The sequence below is a fragment of the Pseudomonas sp. F220 genome, from assembly GCF_057813935.1.
In genome coordinates this window covers 109,907-131,068 of record NZ_JBVASJ010000010.1, presented here as the reverse complement: position 1 = coordinate 131,068, position 21,162 = coordinate 109,907, and the positions used below count along the sequence as shown (strand labels likewise).

Genomic DNA, 21,162 nt, shown 5'->3' with positions numbered 1-21,162 from the left:
CACCGGGTTGTACGGAAAGCCTTCAAGTCTACCGTTCAAACAGGATAATTTACAGAGGCGCGACAGCTTATGACGACGAAGCGACAGATTATGTCGAACGCGCGACGACTACAGCCGTTTTAGGAAGTCGCTGCGGCGTTGCTCGCGGAGCTGACCTGTGGGGCCGGCTTTTCGGTGGGTGCAACACGCTCAAGCTGAACATTGACCCGGCGATTCCTGGCTCGATTGGCGGAGTTGGTATTGGGTGCCAGAGGATAGCGCTCACCGTGAAAACGCAGGGTAATCTGCGACTCCTGAACACCATTGGCCTTGAAAAAATCCATTACCGCCAACGCTCTGCGCCGCGACAGATCGCGATTGGTCAGACGATTGCCGCTGTTATCCGAGTGACCGTCGAGCTCGATGTGATTGACGGTCGGATCCGCTTTGAGGAACGCCAGCATGACCTGCAACCTGGCCTTGGCCTGCGCATCCAGGTCGATACCCCCACCCGGAAAACCGACCTCGGCCTGTTTCACTTGTTCGAAGTTCATTGGCAACAGCTTGGCGGTGCACGCTTGATAGTCGCTGTAGGCCTTACTGAATTTGACCGGCAACAAACGGACTTCAGAAACGCGACCGTCACGAGAGTAATGGCGGACCACCGGGCTGCGACCGTCCAACAGGCCATTGAACAGTCGGCCGGCCTGCGCCTGCGAGCTGTTAAACAGTACATCACCGCTACCGGCTTTCACCGCCCCCAGGTTGATGTCGCCACGCCCCGGCTGCCAAGGCGCAGCGGCCGCCAACAAGGTCGCCGAGCCGCTACCGAGCATTGAGTTGTAAGCCTTGAGGCGGAACGTCGCTTGCTCACCCGCACGTCGAACGAACTCACCCGAGCCAAAATCGGTAATGGGTTGGGCCAGACGACACTCGAATTTGTCGCCTTCGACCGTCCACTCGATGCTCTCCAGACGAGTCTGGAAAGTCAAAGCCATCGCGGGCAGGCTGGCAAACACACTGAGCAAGGCTAAATAACGCTGGCGCACGGGAGGCTCCACTGGCTTCTACACAAAAGACCGACACACACGTTTACGGCATATCACTTGTTTACAGCACACCTATGGGATATCGGAAGCTTGCTGCAAAACTTGATAGCGAGTGCCTGAGAGAGTCTTTTCCGGTAGCATTCCCCTCAGTTTGACCCGCCTGGAATCCCCAATGTCCGACCGCCTGACCCTGCTGCGTCCCGACGACTGGCATATACATCTTCGCGATGGTGCTGTGCTGCCCAATACTGTCGCGGATGTTGCGCGCACTTTTGGCCGCGCCATCATCATGCCCAACCTGGTACCACCGGTGCGCAACGCCGCTGAAGCCGACGCCTATCGCCAGCGCATTCTCGCTGCGCGACCGGCCGGCAGCCGTTTCGAACCACTGATGGTGCTCTACCTGACTGATCGCACTGAACCTGCCGAGATTCGCGAGGCCAAGGCCAGTGGCTACGTGCACGCCGCCAAGCTCTATCCGGCCGGTGCGACCACCAACTCGGATTCTGGCGTCACCAGCATCGACAAGATTTTCCCCGCACTTGCGGCCATGGCCGAAGTCGGGATGCCGCTGCTGATTCACGGTGAAGTCACTCGCGGCGACGTCGATGTCTTCGACCGTGAGAAGCTGTTCATTGACGAACACTTGCGTCGGGTTGTGGAACACTTCCCAACGCTCAAAGTGGTGTTCGAACACATCACCACCCGTGAAGCCGTGCAGTTCGTCAATGAGGCCTCGGCCAACGTTGGCGCAACCATCACCGCTCATCACCTGCTGTACAACCGCAACCACATGCTGGTTGGCGGAATTCGCCCGCACTTCTATTGCTTGCCGATCCTCAAGCGTAATACTCACCAGGAAGCACTGCTTGATGCCGCCACCAGTGGCAGCGAAAAGTTTTTCCTCGGCACCGATTCGGCCCCGCACGCTCAACACGCCAAAGAAACCGCGTGTGGCTGTGCCGGTTGCTACACCGCTTATGCTGCGATCGAGATGTACGCCGAAGCCTTCGAACAGCGCAATGCGCTGGACAAGCTCGAAGGCTTCGCCAGTTTGCACGGCCCGCGCTTCTATGGCCTGCCAGCCAACACCGATCGCATCACCCTGGTTCGAGAAGAATGGACCGCCCCTTCCAGCCTGCCCTTCGGCGAGCTGTCTGTAATCCCGCTGCGCGCCGGTGAAAAACTGCGCTGGCGTCTGCTGGAGAAACACTCGTGAGTGAAGACCATTTCGACGACGAACAAGACGGCCACAACGGTGGTGGCGGTTCACGCCATCCGATGGCAGCCAGGTTTCGTGGTTACCTGCCGGTAGTCGTCGATGTTGAAACCGGTGGTTTCAACTGTGCCACCGATGCATTGCTGGAAATTGCAGCGGTCACCATCGGCATGGATGAAAAAGGCTTCGTGTTCCCTGAACACACCTATTTCTTCCGGGTTGAGCCTTTTGAAGGCGCGAACGTCGAAGCGGCAGCCCTGGAGTTCACCGGGATCAAGCTCGATCATCCGCTGCGCATGGCGGTCAGTGAAGAGACTGCCCTGACCGATATCTTCCGTGGCGTACGCAAGGCCCTGAAGGCCAACGGCTGTAAACGCGCGATTCTGGTGGGGCATAACAGCAGCTTCGATCTGGGCTTCCTCAACGCTGCCGTCGCGCGCCTGGACATGAAACGTAACCCGTTTCATCCGTTCTCCAGCTTCGACACTGCAACGTTGGCCGGCCTGGCGTATGGTCAAACCGTACTGGCCAAGGCCTGCCAGACTGCCGATATCGACTTCGACGGTCGTGAGGCCCATTCGGCGCGCTACGACACCGAGAAGACTGCCGAGCTGTTCTGCGGCATCGTCAATCGCTGGAAACAAATGGGTGGCTGGGAAGACTTCAACGACTGATCACGTCGCCTGAAAAAATCGCACCCATAAAAAAACCCGGCCTCTCAGCCGGGTTTTTTATACCTGACGCGCAGCTTACAGCTTGCCGGCGTTCTCGGTCAGATAAGCAGCAACGCCTTCTGGCGAAGCGGTCATACCTTTGTCGCCTTTTTTCCAGTTGGCAGGGCAAACTTCGCCGTGCTCTTCGTGGAATTGCAGAGCATCGACCAGACGCAGCAGCTCTTCCATGTTACGGCCCAGTGGCAGGTCGTTGACGATTTGCGAACGGACTACGCCTTTGTCGTCGATCAGGAATGCGCCACGGAAAGCCACGCCGCCTTCGGACTCAACGTCGTAGGCCTTGCAGATTTCGTGGGTGATGTCCGCAGCCATGGTGTATTTAACCTGACCGATGCCGCCGGCATTGATCGGGGTGTTGCGCCAGGCGTTGTGGGTGAAGTGGGAGTCGATGGAAACAGCGACTACTTCAACGTTGCGCGCTTTGAAATCTGGAATGCGATGGTCCAGAGCAATCAGTTCGGACGGGCAGACAAAGGTGAAGTCCAGTGGGTAGAAGAACACCAGGCCGTATTTGCCTTTGATGGCCGAGGACAGAGTGAAGCTGTCTACGATCTCGCCATTGCCGAGTACGGCCGGTACGGTGAAGTCAGGGGCTTGTTTGCCTACGAGTACGCTCATTGGATATCTCCTGGTGTAATAACGTGAAAAACAGGGTTCGCGCCAGCCTGCCACCCTCAGGCGACAGCCCTGTGACACGAACCCGCTTCGCAAGGGCCGACCATCATACACCGCGTTTTTGACCTGTCCTTAGCGGTTTTTTTCGAGGCCGAAAAAGGTCACGCTAGATTTTCCTCAGGAATTGCGTGAAGGGGAAACCGTTCGTCAGCCACATGCCCTTATGACGCGAAGCTTTCAGAAAGCACTTTGACAATCATTCTCGTTAACATTAAGATCCATCGCAATTGAGCCACAACCAGCGACGGTTCTCACTTATGTATGTCTGCCTCTGCACAGGCGTCACTGACGGGCAAATCCGCGATGCGATCTTTGACGGTTGCTGCAGCTACCGTGAGGTGCGCCAAGCCACCGGCGTTGCCAGCCAATGCGGCAAATGCGCATGCCTTGCCAAGCAAGTGGTACGCGAAACCCTGACCGAACTGCAAAGCAGCCAGGCAGCGATCCCCTACCCTGTAGAATTTTCCGCCGCTTAAATAGCGTGTTTTAAAGAACCGGACTTAGTGTCCGGTTTTTTTATGCCTAGAATTCAATCGCTTAGGGGCAAGACGCGGAACACAAACATTCTTATTCCGATTAATTTTCATATATTATTCAATAACTTAGGTTTGACACTTGTAATGGCGCGGCTCAGACTCGGCCTTATATACAGTTAATACAGGGCAGGATTCCCATCATGAAAGGCGACATTACAGTCATCCAGCATCTCAACAAGATCCTTGCCAATGAGCTGGTCGCGATCAATCAATACTTCCTCCATGCGCGCATGTATGAAGATTGGGGCCTGAACAAACTCGGCAAACACGAGTATCACGAATCCATCGACGAGATGAAGCATGCGGACAAGCTGATCAAGCGCATCCTGTTCCTCGAAGGCCTGCCAAACGTACAAGACCTCGGCAAGCTGCATATCGGTGAACACACCAAGGAAATGCTTGAGTGCGACCTGCGCATCGAGAGAGCCGGCCACGCCGATCTAAAAGTCGCTATCGCTCACTGTGAAGTGACCGGCGATTTCGGCAGCCGTGAGTTGCTGGAAGACATTCTTGAGTCTGAAGAAGAACATATCGACTGGCTGGAAACCCAACTGGGCCTGATCGATAAAGTTGGCCTTGAGAACTACCTGCAATCGCAGATGGGCGAATAACCTGGCGCCGTAATCTCGATGTAATAAAAAGCCCCGCCCTCTTTCGAGAGGCGGGGCTTTTTATTGCCTATGTAACGCTGTGATTATCCACTACCTGTAGGAGCGAGCTTGCTCGCGATGAACGTGAACGATAACGCGGTGTGGCTGATACACCGCCGCTACGCGGCTATCGCGAGCAAGCTCGCTCCTACAATTACAGGGTTGCGTCAAATCAAGCGATCAGGCTTCGGTCTTGTTCGCTGCGGCTTTTTCGACAGCAGCTTTGATCGTGGCCTGCAATGAACCGTCGGCGGCCATTTCAGTCATGATGTCACTGCCACCAACCAGCTCACCACCCACCCACAATTGCGGGAAGGTTGGCCAGTTGGCGTACTTTGGCAGGTTGGCGCGGATTTCCGGGTTCTGCAGGATATCCACGTAAGCGAACTTCTCACCACAGCCCATGACGGCCTGAGCGGCTTTCGCGGAGAAGCCACACTGTGGGGCATTCGGCGAGCCTTTCATGTAAAGCAGAATGGTGTTGTTGGCAATCTGCTCTTTAATAGTTTCGATGATATCCATGAAGCACCTCGGCTGAACTTTCCGACTCAGTTGTCGGCACGGTGGCGCATTGTAACGGAAAGCCGAGCGCCATGCTCGGCCTCCCCGACAGACACTCATCATCGCAGATTTTCTCCAGCAGCACTCAGGTCGCCGCCACTTTAACCGGCACGCCGTTCAACGCCGCGTTGCCCGAAAGCTCATCCAGCTGTCGCTCATCAGTAAGGTCATTGGCGCTGCCACCTGGCTGGCCGGTAGCGATACCCATTTGCACACCTGGCCGCGCATGCCCCCAACCATGAGGCAGACTGACCACACCCGGCATCATCTCAACACTTGCCAGCACTTCAACTTCGATAGCTCCGACCCGCGAGCTGACACGCACCCGCTGCCCATCACTGAGGCCGCGACTGGCCAGGTCATCCGGGTGCATCAGCAATTGATGACGAGGTTTGCCTTTCACCAAGCGGTGATAGTTGTGCATCCAGGAGTTGTTACTGCGCACATGCCGACGCCCTATCATCAGCAGTTCATCGGCCAACGGCGCTTGTTGTGCGGCAAAACGCGCCAGGTCAGCCAGAATCGCTGCCGGTGCCGCCTGAACACGTTGATTTGCAGTCTTCAAGCGTGGCCCAAGATTGGCTTTGAGCGGCCCCAGATCGATCCCATGGGGATGGTCGAACAAGGTAGCGACAGACAACTTATGCGCCGAAGCATCTCCATACAGGCCCGCACGCAACCCTCGGTCGATCATTTGCGCCGGGGCAATGGTCGGCTTCAACTCTTTGCCGGTCTTCGCAGCAAAGGCCTGAGCCAGGCCGACAAATATCTCCCAATCGTGCAACGCACCTTCAGGCTTGGCCAGAATCGCCCGATTGAAACGGCTGACGTTACGCACCGCAAACATATTGAACGTGGTGTCGTAGTGATCATTCTCCAACGCCGAGGTCGACGGCAGGATCAAGTCGGCATAACGGGTGGTTTCGTTGATGTACAAGTCGATGCTGAGCATGAACTCCAGTCCGTCCAGCGCCTGCTCCAGCTGCCGGCCATTGGGTGTCGACAGCACCGGGTTTCCGGCTACCGTAATCAGCGCCCGTACCTGCCCTTCCCCTTCGGTGAGCATTTCTTCGGCCAGCGCCGATACCGGTAACTCGCCGCCATACTCCGGACGCCCCGAGACCCGGCTTTGCCAGAGATTGAAATGCCCACCCGAGGTCGAAGCCACCAGGTCCACCGCAGGTTCCGTGCACAGCGCACCGCCCACCCGGTCGAGGTTGCCGGTCACCAGATTGATCAACTGCACCAGCCAGTGGCACACAGTGCCGAACGACTGGGTGGAGACGCCCATCCGGCCATAGCAGACAGCTTTGTCCGCCGCCGCGAAGTCCCGCGCCAATTGGCGGATCTGCTCGGCAGGGACTGCGCAAAGCGGGCTCATCGTCTCGGGGGTGAAGCGGCTGATCGCCTGGCGGACCTCGTCCAGACCCTCCACAGGTAAGTGGCTCTCGCGAGTCAGGCCTTCATTGAACAAGGTGTTGAGCAACCCGAACAACAGTGCCGCATCGCCACCCGGGCGGACAAACAGGTGCTGATCGGCGATGGCCGCCGTTTCGCTGCGCCGTGGATCGACCACTACAACCTTACCGCCCCGCACCTGGATCGCCTTCAAGCGCTTCTCCACATCCGGCACAGTCATGATGCTGCCGTTGGAGGCCAATGGATTGCCCCCCAGGATCAGCATGAAGTCGGTGTGATCAATGTCCGGAATGGGCAGCAGCAAGCCGTGGCCATACATCAAATGGCTACTCAGGTGCTGAGGTAATTGGTCGACCGAGGTCGCGGAAAACCGGTTACGGGTTTTCAGCAGACCGAGAAAATAATTGCTGTGGGTCATCAGCCCATAGTTATGCACACTGGGATTGCCCTGATAAATCGCCACGGCATTGTGTCCATGACGCTCCTGAATCGCTCCAAGCCGCTCGGCTACCAGCGTAAACGCCGCATCCCACTCGATTGGCTGCCATTCGCTACCAACCCTGAGCATGGGCTGACGCAAGCGATCCGGATCGTTCTGGATATCTTGCAGTGCTACCGCTTTGGGGCAGATATGACCGCGACTGAAGGTGTCCTGCGGGTCACCCTTGATCGAAGTGATCTGCACGGCAGCGCCGTCAACCGCAGTGGTTTCGATGGTCAAGCCGCAGATGGCTTCACACAGATGGCAGGCACGGTGATGGAGAGTCTTGGTCATGGCCAGTCTCTATTTTATTCTGGGCAACCAGCGTGAGGCTGCGGGAACAAAACTATGGTGCCTGACCGGCTGCTGCGCCAGCGACGTTCGTCTTGTGAATCGAAGGGCATCAGCCCAGCCGATGTGGCCCCGCAAAGACTCAGCCTGGCGGGCTCTGCAACTGAATGTCCTGAATGGTATCGATCTGCTCCTGGGTCATGTGGACCTCAGTGAGTTCGCCGATCTGCCGCCAGTGCTCGTCGAGCCCGGTGCTGATGGTTGCCATGCGGCGGCCGGCAGCCTTGGTCACTTCGTCTTCACTGCGCAACAGCTCGTAGGACATCGAGGTCATGGAAGCGGTGAGGTGGGTCAGGGAGCGTGCAGTGAGTCCCAATAGCTCCATCAACTGCGGTTCTTTTGATTCCACTCCAGAAATTCCTTGTGTCGCTCGTGACACCTTTATAGCCCAGCACTTTGCATTAGCACACTTTTCTGCTGAGCGAGCCAGCCTTGTAGATCAGGTCCACAAAAGTCCCGGCTAGCGAGTCAGAAACTGACCGTTACGGTGCTTTGCCCGCCCTGTTTGATTGCCAAGCCGCGCGAGGGCAGTGTACAAATAGCGGGCTACTGTCAGGAAACAGGCTTCAAAAGCGCTACCGCGACCTCCTCGTAGCACCGCTGAACTCCCCTAAAAACCGTAGCCTATTGGAAAGACGCGACATTTAATGTCAAGATCGCGCCTTCCCCTATTTCGTCGCCCCGTGCGGCTTTCGCCGCAGGTCTCGCCCGTTTTTCGAATAAACCCGGCTTTGAGTATCTGCGGTCTGTTGCAAAAAGGTAGTTAATGATGAGCGCAAGGCACTTTCTCTCCCTGATGGATTGCACGCCCGAAGAGCTGGTCAGCGTGATTCGTCGAGGCATCGAGCTGAAGGACCTGCGTAATCGCGGCGTACTCTTCGAGCCACTGAAAAACCGCGTTCTCGGGATGATTTTCGAGAAGTCCTCGACCCGTACCCGTCTCTCCTTCGAAGCCGGCATGATCCAACTGGGCGGCCAAGCGATCTTCCTGTCGCCGCGCGATACCCAATTGGGCCGTGGTGAGCCCATAGGCGATTGCGCCATCGTCATGTCGCGCATGCTCGATGCAGTGATGATCCGTACCTTTGCCCACAGCACCCTGACCGAATTCGCCGCCAACTCCCGCGTGCCAGTGATCAACGGTTTGTCCGATGACCTGCACCCGTGCCAGTTGCTGGCTGACATGCAAACCTTCCTCGAACACCGCGGTTCGATCCAGGGTAAAACTGTCGCCTGGATCGGCGACGGCAACAATATGTGCAACAGCTATATAGAAGCCGCCATTCAGTTCGACTTCCAACTGCGTATTGCCTGCCCGCAAGGTTACGAGCCGAACCCTGAATTTGTCGCCAAGGCCGGTGATCGCGTGACCATCGTCCGCGACCCTCGGGATGCGGTGATTGGCGCTCATCTGGTCAGCACTGACGTCTGGACCTCCATGGGTCAGGAAGAGGAAACCGCCAAGCGCCTCGCGCTGTTCGCGCCCTTCCAGGTGACTCGCGCCCTGCTCGATATGGCCGCACCGGACGTGCTGTTCATGCACTGCCTGCCTGCTCACCGTGGCGAAGAAATCAGCCTCGATCTGCTCGACGACCAACGTTCTGTCGCCTGGGATCAAGCGGAAAACCGTCTTCACGCACAAAAAGCCCTGCTCGAGTTTCTGGTCGAGCCGGCGTACCACCACGCATGAGCCAGCCACTACTGCTTAACCTGCGTAACCTGGCCTGCGGCTACCAAGACCAACGGGTCGTGCAGAACCTCAACCTGCACCTCAATGCCGGGGATATCGGTTGCCTGCTCGGCTCATCCGGTTGCGGCAAAACCACTACCCTACGGGCGATTGCCGGTTTCGAGCCGGTGCACGAAGGTGAAATAAAACTGGCCGGTGAAGTCATCTCCAGCGCCGGTTTCACCCTGGCGCCCGAGAAACGACGGATCGGCATGGTGTTCCAGGACTACGCGCTGTTTCCGCACTTGAGCGTGGCCGAGAACATCGCTTTCGGGATCCGCAAACATCCGCAAAAGGACCGCGTGACCGAAGAACTGCTCGAACTGGTCAACCTGAAAAACCTCGGCAAGCGTTTTCCCCATGAGTTGTCGGGCGGCCAGCAGCAACGTGTCGCGCTGGCTCGCGCACTGGCGCCAGAACCGCAATTGCTGTTGCTCGACGAGCCCTTCTCCAACCTCGACGGCGAACTGCGCCGCAAGCTCAGCCATGAGGTGCGGGACATTCTCAAAGCCCGCGGCACCAGCGCGATTCTGGTCACCCACGATCAAGAAGAAGCCTTCGCGGTCAGCGATCATGTTGGTGTATTCAAGGAAGGTCGACTGGAGCAGTGGGACACGCCGTATAACCTCTACCACGAGCCGCTGACGCCCTTTGTAGCGAGCTTTATCGGCCAGGGTTATTTCATTCGCGGTCAGTTACTCAGCCCGGAATCGGTGCAGACCGAACTGGGTGTACTGCGCGGCAATCGTGCTTATACATGGCCGATTGGCGGCGCTGTCGACGTGCTATTGCGTCCGGACGATATCGTCTATGCACCGGACAGCGAGCTGAAAGCACGAATCATCGGCAAGACCTTCCTCGGCGCATCGACGCTGTATCGCCTGCAGTTACCGACCGGTAGCCAGCTGGAGTCGATCTTCCCAAGCCATGCTGATCACACGGTGGGTGCCGGCGTTGGCATTCGTGTCGCGGCAGAACATCTGGTGTTGTTTCAGGCATCCGGGAGCTTGGCGGCGCATATTCCAGTGGTGGAATCTGGTGTTCGGCGGTATAGCACCGCTAGCTGAACCAACGCGGTAAATGTGGGAGCGGGCTTGCTCGCGAAGGGGCCATAACATTCAACATCATTGTTGACTGTTACACCGCTTTCGCGAGCAAGCCCGCTCCCACATTGGATTTTCGTTTAACCCAGCAATAGCGTTCCGCTGGCCACCAGCGTCGCATTGCCGCCGATCTTCACTCGCTCGCCTTCCAGACGGCAGAACAACTCCCCTCCCCGCGCCGAACATTGATACGCCGTCAGACTCGACTTGCCTAAACGCTGCGACCAGTACGGGATAAGGCTGCAATGGGTCGAACCGGTCACCGGATCTTCGTTGATCCCGATCGCCGGGGCGAAATAACGCGAGACGAAGTCGTGCTTGCTACCCCGTGCCGTGACGATCGCGCCAAGCCACGGCAATTTCGCCAACGCGGTCATGTCCGGTTTGCAATCGAGCACGGCCTGCTCGGACGCCAGTACCACAAACAATTCGTTGCAGCCCAACACGTCGACCGCCTCAACCCCCAGCGCGCGCTCCACATCCAGCGTCACCCCAACCTCACGGGGCACAACCACCGGGAAATCCAGCCACAGACGCTCGCCTTCACGGCTGACGCTCAGGGGGCCGGACTTGCTGATGAAGTCCAGTCGCTCGACCGGCTCCTTATAAACCTCAAACAAGACGTAGGCGCTGGCCAAAGTGGCGTGACCGCACAAAGGAACTTCAGTCGTCGGGGTGAACCAGCGGATATGCCAGCCTTGACCTTCGCGTACCAGAAAAGCGGTTTCGGCCAAATTGTGCTCGGCGGCAATCTTCTGCATCAGCTCATCGGCGAGCCACGCGTCGAGCCGATAGACCATTGCCGGATTCCCACTGAACGGGCGTTCGCTGAACGCGTCGACCTGATGAAACTCAAGTTGCATAACCACACCTCTCCTTGAACATGCGACGCCGAGCATGCGCCCGGACGTGATCCGGCACTAGGCACAGAGAAGAGTAATTTTCGCCATACAGCACCGATTCAAAAGATCGACGCCAGAGCTCAAGCCCGACCAATATCGGCGAACTTTGCTTGGGTGTGCTCGGCCAACACCGCAGCCGACAGCTCGACTTCAAGGCCTCGGCGCCCCGCGCTGACAAAAATACTGGCAAAGGGTTGGGCGCTGTTATCGACGAAAGTTCGCAAACGCTTCTTTTGCCCCAGCGGGCTAATCCCGCCCAGCAGGTAACCGGTCGCCCGTTGAGCGGCAGCCGGGTCTGCCATCTCGACTTTTTTCACCCCCGCCGCATGGGCCAGCGCCTTCAAATCCAGACTTCCAACGACCGGCACCACCGCCACCAACAACTCGCCCTTTTCGCTGGAGGCCAACAGCGTCTTAAACACCTGAGCCGGATCGAGCCCAAGCTTTTCCGCAGCCTCCAGGCCATAGGAAGCAGCCTTCGGATCATGTTCGTAACTGTGCACTCGATGTTCGGCACGAACTTTTTTCAATAAATCCAATGCAGGTGTCATGGCAGCTCCGGGCCTGGCCAATGGAGAAAAACGCTGGTGAAAGATTCTAGGTCATCAGTGGGTAAAAGGCTCTATTGCGCAGTCGTTCCGCATGCTGTTCGTTGAATTCATGGGCAAGCACCCCGCTCACCTGAAGCATTCCCCTGAGCCCACAACGCGATCATTCAGACGGCCAATAGCTAAAAAATGACCGACGGTTCACTTTCGACCTTTGACATCAGTGTTTCTTGTCTATATTTTTTCGAATCTGAATATGGATCCAACAGTTCCAAAGTCGTACCAGCAGCAAGCCGAGGCAACGATGGGGGATTCTTGCTTTGGTGAAAATCGCGCTCTGAGCATTTTGAAAAGCGCCAAACAACAACAAAAAACGAGGTTTTCAATGACGACTGCTTTGCAACAACCTTCGCTCTCGAGCCAATGCATGGCCGAGTTCCTGGGTACCGCTTTATTGATTTTCTTCGGCACTGGTTGCGTTGCCGCGCTCAAAGTCGCGGGCGCCAGCTTTGGCCTATGGGAAATCAGCATCATCTGGGGGATCGGCGTCAGCATGGCGATCTACCTGACCGCTGGTGTTTCCGGCGCTCACCTGAACCCGGCCGTCAGCATCGCGCTGAGCATTTTCGCCGATTTCGAGAAGCGTAAACTGCCGTTCTACATCTTCTCCCAGGTCGCAGGCGCCTTCTGCGCAGCGTTGTTGGTTTACACGCTTTACAGCAACCTGTTCTTCGATTTCGAACAAACGCACCACATGGTTCGCGGCACACAAGCCAGCCTGGAACTGGCCTCGGTGTTCTCGACCTTCCCGAACCCTGCCTTGTCGACGGGCCAGGCATTTCTGGTGGAGGTGATCATCACCGCCATCCTGATGGGCGTGATCATGTCCCTGACCGACGACAACAATGGTCTGCCAAAGGGTCCACTGGCGCCGCTGCTGATCGGTCTGCTGATTGCCGTTATCGGCAGTTCGATGGGCCCGCTGACCGGTTTTGCGATGAACCCTGCGCGGGATTTCGGACCTAAACTAATGACCTTCTTCGCCGGCTGGGGTGAAATATCTTTCACCGGCGGGCGCGATATTCCGTACTTCCTGATTCCGATTTTTGCACCGATCATCGGTGCCTGCCTCGGCGCTGCCGCCTATCGCGGGCTGATTGCCCGCCATCTACCCAGCGCCATACCTGCTACAACGGATGCAGAACGTGCCATTGACGGCAAAGTAAAAGTTTCTTGAAAGCGGCGGCGCGAAATCCTGCCCAACCCTGATCTCGCGCCCCCACCCACTCCTTATTTCGTCCAAGGCAATCGACATGACCGACACTCAGAATAAGAACTACATCATTGCCCTCGATCAGGGTACGACCAGCTCCCGAGCGATCATTTTCGACCGCGACGCCAATGTGGTCTGTACCGCTCAGCGCGAATTCGCCCAGCATTACCCGCAAGCCGGCTGGGTCGAACACGACCCGATGGAAATCTTCGCCACCCAAAGTGCGGTGATGGTCGAGGCCCTGGCTCAAGCCGGCCTGCATCACGATCAGGTTGCAGCCATCGGCATCACCAACCAACGCGAAACCACCGTGGTTTGGGACAAGACCAGCGGCCGCCCGATCTACAACGCGATCGTCTGGCAGTGCCGACGCAGCACCGAGATCTGCCAGCAGCTCAAACGCGATGGCCATGAACAGTACATCAGCGAAACCACCGGTCTGGTGACCGACCCGTACTTCTCCGGCACCAAGCTGAAGTGGATTCTCGACAACGTCGAAGGTAGCCGCGAACGCGCCCGCAACGGCGAGTTGCTGTTCGGCACCATCGACAGCTGGCTGATCTGGAAATTTACCGGCGGCAAGACCCACGTTACCGACTACACCAACGCTTCGCGGACCATGCTCTTCAACATCCACACCCTGGAGTGGGATGCGAAGATGCTTGAGATACTGGATATCCCGCGGGAAATGCTCCCAGAGGTAAAGTCGTCCTCGGAAATCTACGGCCACACCAAAAGCGGTATCGCCATCGGCGGCATTGCTGGCGACCAACAGGCTGCTCTGTTCGGTCAGATGTGCGTCGAGCCAGGCCAGGCGAAAAACACCTACGGCACCGGCTGCTTCTTGCTGATGAACACCGGCGACAAGGCCGTGAAATCCAATCACGGAATGCTCACCACCATCGCGTGTGGCCCACGCGGCGAAGTCGCTTACGCACTGGAAGGTGCAGTGTTCAACGGCGGCTCCACCGTGCAGTGGCTGCGTGACGAGCTGAAAATCATCAACGACGCTCACGACACCGAATACTTTGCCAACAAGGTCAAAGACAGCAATGGTGTGTACCTGGTCCCTGCCTTCACCGGTCTGGGCGCGCCTTACTGGGACCCATATGCCCGTGGAGCGCTGTTCGGCCTGACCCGTGGCGTACGCGTGGATCACATCATTCGCGCGGCGCTGGAATCGATCGCCTACCAGACCCGCGACGTGCTCGACGCCATGCAACAGGACTCGGGCGAACGCCTTAAAGCCCTGCGCGTCGACGGTGGTGCAGTCGCGAACAACTTCCTGATGCAATTCCAGGCGGATATTCTCGGCACTCACGTCGAACGCCCACAAATGCGTGAAACCACGGCCTTGGGCGCTGCCTATCTGGCGGGTCTGGCCTGTGGCTTCTGGGGAAGCCTGGATGAACTGCGTGGCAAGGCCGTGATCGAGCGCGAATTCGAACCTCATCTGGCCGAAGCCGAGAAGGAAAAACTCTACGCCGGCTGGAAAAAAGCGGTGAGCCGCACCCGCGATTGGGAACCGCACGAAGAGGCTAAATAAGCCAGAGCACTGACTCGTATCAGCATGTAACTGGCAGGGAGTGGATTCGTGCGGCATCATGGGCAAATTTTGCACGGCAGCCCAAAGGAAGCCCCATGAATCTGCCTCCCCGTCAGCAGCAAATCCTCGAGCTGGTCCGCGAACGCGGTTACGTCAGCATCGAGGAAATGGCACAGCTGTTCGTCGTAACCCCGCAGACCATCCGCCGCGATATCAATCAATTGGCGGAAGTAAATTTGTTGCGTCGCTATCACGGCGGCGCTGCTTACGATTCAAGCGTAGAAAACACTGCCTACGCCATGCGTGCCGATCAAATGCGCGATGAAAAACAACGCATCGCCGAAGCCATCGCCGCCCAGATTCCCGATCACGCCTCGCTGTTCATCAACATCGGCACCACCACCGAATCCATCGCCCGGGCGCTGCTCAATCACAGCCAGCTCAAGGTGATCACCAATAACCTGCACGTCGCCTCGATCCTCAGTGCCAAGGATGATTTCGAAGTCTTGCTCGCTGGCGGCAATGTTCGCCGCGACGGCGGTGTCGTCGGCCAGGCCAGTGTCGATTTCATCAACCAGTTCAAGGTCGACTTCGCTTTGGTCGGTATCAGCGGCATCGACGAAGACGGCAGCCTGCTGGATTTCGACTATCAGGAAGTGCGGGTGTCCCAGGCAATCATCGCCAATGCCCGACAAGTAATACTGGCGGCCGACTCCAGTAAATTTGGTCGTAACGCCATGGTTCGACTGGGACCGATCAGCCTGATCGATTGCCTGGTCACCGATCACGCGCCGGTGCCAGCGCTGGCGCAGCTACTGAGTCAGCACAAGATTCGGCTGGAAGTGGTTTAAGCCGCGGAACGCGGTTAAACCACTGTAGGAGCACGGCTTGCCGGCGATGGCGTACTCAAGACCGCCATCGCCGACAAGCCGTGCTCCTACAGAATTCGCTGCAAATCCCTACCCGTCCATCAAAATGTTCGAAAATCTTCCTTTTAGCGTCCTTCGATCAGTTTTTTCAATCAAAGTCGACTGGCCGTGCCTGACTTTATGCGCTAAAATTTTCGCAAATGAACATTAATGTTCGAATTCAAATATTAAAAGAATGACCGAGGCCAGCCGATGCCCACTTCTACCTTGCCTACGCCCCCTCTTGCCGAGGTCTACGATATCGCCGTCATTGGCGGTGGGATTAACGGTGTAGGGATTGCAGCTGATGCCGCTGGTCGCGGTCTGTCGGTGTTCCTTTGCGAAAAAGACGACCTGGCCAGCCACACCTCGTCCGCCAGCAGCAAGCTGATTCACGGCGGGCTGCGCTACCTCGAACATTATGAATTTCGCCTGGTGCGCGAAGCCCTCGCTGAACGCGAAGTGCTGCTGGCCAAAGCGCCGCACATCGTCAAACCGATGCGTTTCGTGCTCCCACACCGCCCTCACCTGCGCCCGGCCTGGATGATCCGCGCAGGCCTGTTCCTTTATGACCATTTGGGCAAGCGGGAAAAACTCGCCGGTTCCAAGAGCCTGAAGTTTGGCGCCGACAGCCCGCTCAAAGCGCAAATCAGCAAAGGCTTTGAATACTCCGACTGCTGGGTCGATGACGCCCGTCTGGTCGTACTGAACGCCATGGCTGCCCGTGAAAAAGGCGCTCACGTTCACACCCAGACTCGCTGCGTCAGTGCCCGTCGCAGCAAAGGCTTGTGGCACCTGCATCTGGAGCGCGCCGATGGCAGCCTGCTCTCGATCCGCGCCAAGGCATTGGTCAACGCCGCCGGCCCGTGGGTCGCCAAGTTCATCCGTGATGACCTGAAGATGGAATCGCCGTACGGCATTCGCCTGATCCAGGGCAGCCACCTGATCGTGCCAAAACTCTACGACGCGCCGAATGCCTTCATTCTGCAGAACGAAGACCAGCGCATCGTATTCGCCATTCCGTACCTGAACCACTTCACCCTGATCGGTACCACCGACCGCGAATACACCGGCGACCCGGCCAAAGTCGCGATCACTGAAGGCGAAACCGATTACTTGCTCAACGTGGTCAACGCGCACTTCAAGAAGCAACTGACCCGCGATGACATCCTGCACAGTTATTCCGGTGTTCGTCCGCTGTGCAACGACGAATCCGACAACCCATCGGCCGTAACCCGCGATTACACCCTGGCGTTGTCCGGCAACGCCGAAGAAGCGCCGCTGCTGTCGGTGTTCGGTGGCAAGCTGACGACTTATCGCAAACTGGCCGAATCGGCCCTGGCGCAACTGGCGCCGTACTTCAAAGACATCAAGCCAAGCTGGACCGCTCAGTCGACACTGCCAGGCGGCGAAGACATGACCACCCCACAGGCATTGTGCTCAAAGATCCGCGATAAATTCGACTGGGTCCCGAGCGAAATCGCTCGCCGCTGGGCCACCACCTATGGCAGCCGCGTCTGGCGCTTGCTGGAGGGCGTGCAGAATCTTAGCGACATGGGCGAACACATTGGTGGCGGCCTCTACACTCGTGAAGTCGATTATCTGTGCAGTGAAGAATGGGCCGTGAGCGCTCACGACATTCTGTGGCGCCGCAGCAAACTAGGATTGTTCACTACCCCGGCAGAGCAGCAGCAATTGCAGCAGTATCTGGACAAAGTTCAACAGAACCGCAGCAAGATCGAAGCGGCCTGATCGTTTTTCCGGTCATTGAAACGCCCCTGAGCCGAAAGGTTCGGGGGCGTTTTTATTTGTGCAAGTGCCTGGCTCCTACAGAGGGCGAGGAATGCCGATCAATCATTCGGTTTTCCGAACGCACCTTACAGCCTGATTCGGTTTACCGGATATTTCATCCGCTAAATTGTCGCCATAAATATTTAATATCCTTTTAAATCAACAACTTGATCTTACTCACCTGGCCTGGCACGAGTCATGCTCTACACTCTTGGACGAATGCCTGATGTGCCCACACTTCAGAAGCCCTCAAGGTATTTGCAGTACAGAAAGGCCGATGAACTGGCTTCATAAAAAAAACAATGTCGAGGAAAATTTGATGCGTATCGTTCCCCATCTTCTGGGCGCAGCAATCGCTGTTGCTCTGATTAGCACTCCAGTTTTCGCAGCCGAGCTCACCGGCACACTGAAGAAAATCAAAGAGTCCGGCACCATCACCCTCGGACATCGCGACGCGTCCATTCCGTTTTCCTACATCGCAGACGCTTCCGGCAAACCGGTCGGCTACTCCCACGATATTCAACTGAAAATCGTCGAAGCCATCAAAAAAGACCTGGACATGCCGAACCTCAACGTCAAGTACAACCTGGTCACCTCGCAAACCCGTATCCCGCTGGTGCAGAACGGCACCGTGGACGTGGAATGCGGCTCCACCACCAACAACGTCGAGCGTCAGCAGCAAGTTGACTTCTCCGTCGGCATCTTCGAAATCGGCACCAAGCTGCTGACCAAAAAAGACTCCGTGTACAAAGACTTCGCTGACCTCAAAGGCAAAAACGTCGTCACCACCGCCGGCACCACGTCCGAGCGCATCCTGAAGTCGATGAACGCCGACAAGCAGATGGGCATGAACGTCATCTCCGCCAAAGACCACGGCGAGTCCTTCCAGATGCTGGAAAGTGGCCGTGCCGTTGCCTTCATGATGGACGACGCACTGCTCGCCGGTGAAATGGCCAAGGCCAAGACGCCGACTGACTGGGCCGTGACCGGTACTCCACAGTCCTACGAAATTTACGGGTGCATGGTCCGCAAGGGCGACGAACCGTTCAAGAAAGCAGTCGACGACGCCATCATCGCGACCTACAAGTCCGGCGAAATCAACAAGATCTACGAAAAGTGGTTTATGCAGCCAATCCCGCCAAAGGGCTTGAATCTGATGTTCCCGATGAGCGACGAGCTCAAGGCATTGATCGCAAATCCGACCGACAAAGCGGCTGACGAAAAGAAATCCTGATTTCTGACTAACCTTACATCCTGAAGGGGCGAAAGCTCTTTCAGGAGTCTGTCACTACCTGCTGGCATTTTTGGAAACACTCGAACCGGTGGTTGTCGAGCCGATAGCGTGTGCCTGACGGTCAACGTCAGATGGGAATGGACTTCCCCCAAGCAGGTGCTTGTACATCGATCGATCTGAGGGGAGACCCTAATGAATTACAACTGGGACTGGGGCGTGTTCTTCAAGTCCACTGGCATTGGCAGTGAGACCTATCTCGACTGGTACATCACTGGTTTGGGCTGGACCATTGCCATCGCCGTGGTGGCCTGGATAATCGCCTTGCTGCTGGGCTCGATACTCGGCGTCATGCGCACCGTACCGAACCGTTTCGTATCGGGTATCGCCACCTGCTACGTGGAACTCTTCCGTAATGTACCGTTGCTGGTTCAGCTGTTCATCTGGTACTTCCTGGTGCCCGACCTGCTGCCGGCCAACTTGCAAGAGTGGTACAAACAGGACCTCAACCCTACCACTTCGGCCTACCTGAGCGTCGTTGTGTGCCTGGGGCTGTTCACCGCTGCTCGCGTTTGCGAACAAGTGCGCACCGGTATCCAGGCGCTGCCTCGTGGCCAGGAAGCCGCCGCTCGCGCCATGGGTTTCAAGCTGCCGCAGGTCTACTGGAATGTGCTGCTGCCCCAGGCCTACCGGATCATCATTCCGCCGCTTACATCGGAATTCCTCAACGTCTTCAAGAACTCCTCCGTGGCCTCGCTGATTGGCCTGATGGAGCTGCTCGCACAAACAAAACAGACTGCCGAGTTTTCCGCCAACCTGTTTGAGGCCTTCACCCTGGCTACCCTGATCTACTTCACCCTGAACATGGGTCTGATGCTGCTGATGCGTATGGTCGAGAAGAAAGTCGCGGTGCCCGGCCTGATTTCCGTGGGGGGTAAATAATGGACCTAGATTTCAGTGGAATCATCCATGCCACACCGGGCCTGTGGAACGGCATGGTGATGACCCTCAAGCTGATGGCCCTGGGCGTCTCCGGCGGGATCATTCTCGGCACGATCCTGGCGCTGATGCGCCTGTCCCACAGTAAACTGCTGTCGAACATTGCCGGCGCCTACGTTAACTACTTCCGCTCGATCCCGCTGCTGCTGGTCATCACCTGGTTCTACCTGGCGGTGCCGTTCGTACTGCGCTGGATCACCGGCGAAGACACCCCGATCGGCGCGTTCGCCTCGTGCATCGTGGCCTTCATGATGTTCGAAGCGGCCTACTTCTGCGAAATCGTCCGGGCTGGCGTGCAGTCGATTCCCAAGGGCCAGATGGGCGCTGCCCAAGCCTTGGGCATGACGTATGGCCAGATGATGCGTTTGATCATTCTGCCGCAAGCGTTCCGCAAGATGACCCCGCTGCTGCTGCAACAGAGCATCATCCTGTTTCAGGACACCTCGCTGGTCTACGCGGTCGGTCTGGTGGATTTCCTCAATGCTTCGCGCGCCAGTGGCGACATTATCGGCCGCTCCAATGAGTTCCTGGTCTTCGCAGGTCTGGTGTATTTTATAATCAGCTTTGCCGCCTCGCAGCTGGTCAAGCGTCTACAAAAAAGGTTTGCCGTATGATCTCTATCAAGAACGTCAACAAGTGGTATGGCGACTTCCAGGTACTGACTGACTGCAGCACCGAAGTCAAAAAAGGCGAAGTGATCGTGGTGTGCGGGCCGTCCGGCTCCGGCAAATCCACCCTGATCAAATGCGTCAATGCTCTGGAGCCGTTCCAGAAAGGCGATGTGGTGGTCGATGGCACGTCCATCGCCGACCCGAAGACCGACCTGCCGAAACTGCGCTCGCGCGTTGGCATGGTGTTCCAGCATTTCGAACTGTTCCCCCACCTGACTATCACCGAAAACCTGACCATCGCACAGATCAAGGTGTTGGGCCGCAGCAAGGAAGAAGCCACCAAGAAAGGCCTGCAACTGCTTGAGCGCGTCGGCCTCTCCGCCCACGCCCACAAGCACCCGGGCCAACTCTCCGGTGGTCAGCAACAGCGTGTGGCGATTGCCCGTGCGCTGGCGATGGACCCGATTGTCATGCTGTTCGACGAACCGACCTCGGCGCTCGACCCGGAAATGGTCAACGAAGTACTCGACGTGATGGTGCAACTGGCTCACGAAGGCATGACCATGATGTGCGTGACCCACGAAATGGGCTTCGCCCGTAAAGTGGCGGACCGGGTGATCTTCATGGACCAGGGCAAGATCATCGAAGACTGCAAGAAAGAAGAGTTCTTCGGTGATATCAACGCCCGCTCCGATCGTGCCCAGCACTTCCTCGAGAAGATTCTGCAGCACTGATCTTCGAGGCATACGCGGCCCCCTGTAGGAGCGAGCTTGCTCGCGATGAACGCCAACGATAACGCGGGGTGACTGATACCCCGCCGCTACGCGGCTATCGCGAGCAAGCTCGCTCCTACATCTGGTTGACCCA

The 21,162-nt window shown here is 57.2% G+C and carries 21 protein-coding genes; 14 read left to right on the top strand and 7 right to left on the bottom strand.

Annotated features, from left to right (window positions below; genetic code table 11):
* Positions 1 to 119: 119 nt before the first annotated feature.
* Positions 120 to 1,028, bottom strand: a complete 909-nt coding sequence (locus tag ACZYSM_RS12025; protein ID WP_489071705.1) for a flagellar protein MotY — start codon at positions 1,026 to 1,028, stop codon at positions 120 to 122.
* A 172-nt stretch (positions 1,029 to 1,200) separates the two neighbouring features.
* Between ACZYSM_RS12025 and pyrC the strand changes: the two genes are divergently transcribed.
* Positions 1,201 to 2,247, top strand: coding sequence for a dihydroorotase (gene pyrC, locus ACZYSM_RS12020; RefSeq protein ID WP_489071704.1), 1,047 nt, complete (start codon positions 1,201 to 1,203; stop codon positions 2,245 to 2,247).
* Positions 2,244 to 2,921: a ribonuclease T gene (rnt, locus tag ACZYSM_RS12015; protein ID WP_489071703.1), complete on the top strand. Its 678-nt coding sequence runs from the start codon at positions 2,244 to 2,246 to the stop codon at positions 2,919 to 2,921. Before pyrC ends, rnt begins: the two co-directional genes overlap by 4 nt.
* A gap of 75 nt (positions 2,922 to 2,996) precedes the next feature.
* On the opposite strand, the gene ACZYSM_RS12010 is transcribed toward rnt, so the two are convergent.
* A complete protein-coding gene (locus tag ACZYSM_RS12010) occupies positions 2,997 to 3,599 on the bottom strand; it encodes a peroxiredoxin (protein WP_489071702.1) in 603 nt (200 codons plus the stop codon).
* Positions 3,600 to 3,913: 314 nt separating this feature from the next.
* Between ACZYSM_RS12010 and ACZYSM_RS12005 the strand changes: the two genes are divergently transcribed.
* Positions 3,914 to 4,132, top strand: a complete 219-nt coding sequence (locus ACZYSM_RS12005; RefSeq protein WP_489071701.1) for a bacterioferritin-associated ferredoxin — start codon at positions 3,914 to 3,916, stop codon at positions 4,130 to 4,132.
* 200 nt (positions 4,133 to 4,332) lie between these two features.
* Entirely contained in the window at positions 4,333 to 4,803 is a 471-nt protein-coding gene (gene bfr, locus ACZYSM_RS12000) for a bacterioferritin (RefSeq protein WP_489071700.1), read from the top strand.
* Positions 4,804 to 5,022: 219 nt separating this feature from the next.
* On the opposite strand, the gene grxD is transcribed toward bfr, so the two are convergent.
* From grxD to ACZYSM_RS11985, 3 genes are all read right to left on the bottom strand, one after another.
* Complete coding sequence (gene grxD, locus ACZYSM_RS11995; RefSeq protein ID WP_150643657.1) at positions 5,023 to 5,364, bottom strand: Grx4 family monothiol glutaredoxin; 342 nt, start codon at positions 5,362 to 5,364, stop codon at positions 5,023 to 5,025.
* Between the two features lie 124 nt (positions 5,365 to 5,488).
* Positions 5,489 to 7,597: a molybdopterin oxidoreductase family protein gene (locus ACZYSM_RS11990; RefSeq protein ID WP_489071699.1), complete on the bottom strand. Its 2,109-nt coding sequence runs from the start codon at positions 7,595 to 7,597 to the stop codon at positions 5,489 to 5,491.
* 139 nt (positions 7,598 to 7,736) lie between these two features.
* Positions 7,737 to 8,003 (bottom strand): hypothetical protein, encoded by a 267-nt coding sequence (locus ACZYSM_RS11985; RefSeq protein WP_489071698.1) that lies wholly within the window; start codon positions 8,001 to 8,003, stop codon positions 7,737 to 7,739.
* Between the two features lie 420 nt (positions 8,004 to 8,423).
* On the opposite strand from ACZYSM_RS11985, the gene argF reads away from it, so the two are divergent.
* Both argF and ACZYSM_RS11975 read left to right on the top strand, forming a co-directional pair.
* Positions 8,424 to 9,344, top strand: a complete 921-nt coding sequence (argF, locus tag ACZYSM_RS11980; RefSeq protein WP_419118469.1) for an ornithine carbamoyltransferase — start codon at positions 8,424 to 8,426, stop codon at positions 9,342 to 9,344.
* Positions 9,341 to 10,450: an ABC transporter ATP-binding protein gene (locus ACZYSM_RS11975; protein ID WP_489071697.1), complete on the top strand. Its 1,110-nt coding sequence runs from the start codon at positions 9,341 to 9,343 to the stop codon at positions 10,448 to 10,450. The genes argF and ACZYSM_RS11975 overlap by 4 nt, the downstream gene beginning before the upstream one ends.
* A gap of 116 nt (positions 10,451 to 10,566) precedes the next feature.
* Here the strand turns inward: ACZYSM_RS11975 and ACZYSM_RS11970 are convergent, their stop codons facing one another.
* Both ACZYSM_RS11970 and ybaK read right to left on the bottom strand, forming a co-directional pair.
* The gene (locus tag ACZYSM_RS11970; RefSeq protein WP_489071696.1) at positions 10,567 to 11,349 is read right to left on the bottom strand and encodes a PhzF family phenazine biosynthesis protein; all 783 of its coding nucleotides are present in this window, start codon (positions 11,347 to 11,349) and stop codon (positions 10,567 to 10,569) included.
* 119 nt (positions 11,350 to 11,468) lie between these two features.
* Positions 11,469 to 11,939, bottom strand: coding sequence for a Cys-tRNA(Pro) deacylase (gene ybaK, locus ACZYSM_RS11965; RefSeq protein ID WP_489071695.1), 471 nt, complete (start codon positions 11,937 to 11,939; stop codon positions 11,469 to 11,471).
* Between the two features lie 382 nt (positions 11,940 to 12,321).
* Between ybaK and ACZYSM_RS11960 the strand changes: the two genes are divergently transcribed.
* From ACZYSM_RS11960 to ACZYSM_RS11925, 8 genes are all read left to right on the top strand, one after another.
* On the top strand, positions 12,322 to 13,173 hold the full coding sequence (locus tag ACZYSM_RS11960) for an MIP/aquaporin family protein (RefSeq protein WP_489071694.1): 852 nt from the start codon (positions 12,322 to 12,324) through the stop codon (positions 13,171 to 13,173).
* Positions 13,174 to 13,249: 76 nt separating this feature from the next.
* On the top strand, positions 13,250 to 14,755 hold the full coding sequence (gene glpK / locus ACZYSM_RS11955) for a glycerol kinase GlpK (protein WP_489071693.1): 1,506 nt from the start codon (positions 13,250 to 13,252) through the stop codon (positions 14,753 to 14,755).
* A gap of 95 nt (positions 14,756 to 14,850) precedes the next feature.
* Complete coding sequence (locus tag ACZYSM_RS11950; RefSeq protein ID WP_489071692.1) at positions 14,851 to 15,606, top strand: DeoR/GlpR family transcriptional regulator; 756 nt, start codon at positions 14,851 to 14,853, stop codon at positions 15,604 to 15,606.
* A gap of 270 nt (positions 15,607 to 15,876) precedes the next feature.
* Positions 15,877 to 17,415, top strand: coding sequence for a glycerol-3-phosphate dehydrogenase (gene glpD / locus ACZYSM_RS11945; RefSeq protein ID WP_489071691.1), 1,539 nt, complete (start codon positions 15,877 to 15,879; stop codon positions 17,413 to 17,415).
* A gap of 358 nt (positions 17,416 to 17,773) precedes the next feature.
* Complete coding sequence (locus tag ACZYSM_RS11940; protein ID WP_489071690.1) at positions 17,774 to 18,688, top strand: glutamate/aspartate ABC transporter substrate-binding protein; 915 nt, start codon at positions 17,774 to 17,776, stop codon at positions 18,686 to 18,688.
* Between the two features lie 192 nt (positions 18,689 to 18,880).
* Positions 18,881 to 19,627: an amino acid ABC transporter permease gene (locus ACZYSM_RS11935; protein WP_489071689.1), complete on the top strand. Its 747-nt coding sequence runs from the start codon at positions 18,881 to 18,883 to the stop codon at positions 19,625 to 19,627.
* A complete protein-coding gene (locus tag ACZYSM_RS11930; RefSeq protein ID WP_489071688.1) occupies positions 19,627 to 20,298 on the top strand; it encodes an amino acid ABC transporter permease in 672 nt (223 codons plus the stop codon). Before ACZYSM_RS11935 ends, ACZYSM_RS11930 begins: the two co-directional genes overlap by 1 nt.
* Positions 20,295 to 21,029: an amino acid ABC transporter ATP-binding protein gene (locus ACZYSM_RS11925; RefSeq protein WP_401116171.1), complete on the top strand. Its 735-nt coding sequence runs from the start codon at positions 20,295 to 20,297 to the stop codon at positions 21,027 to 21,029. Before ACZYSM_RS11930 ends, ACZYSM_RS11925 begins: the two co-directional genes overlap by 4 nt.
* Positions 21,030 to 21,162: the final 133 nt, after the last annotated feature.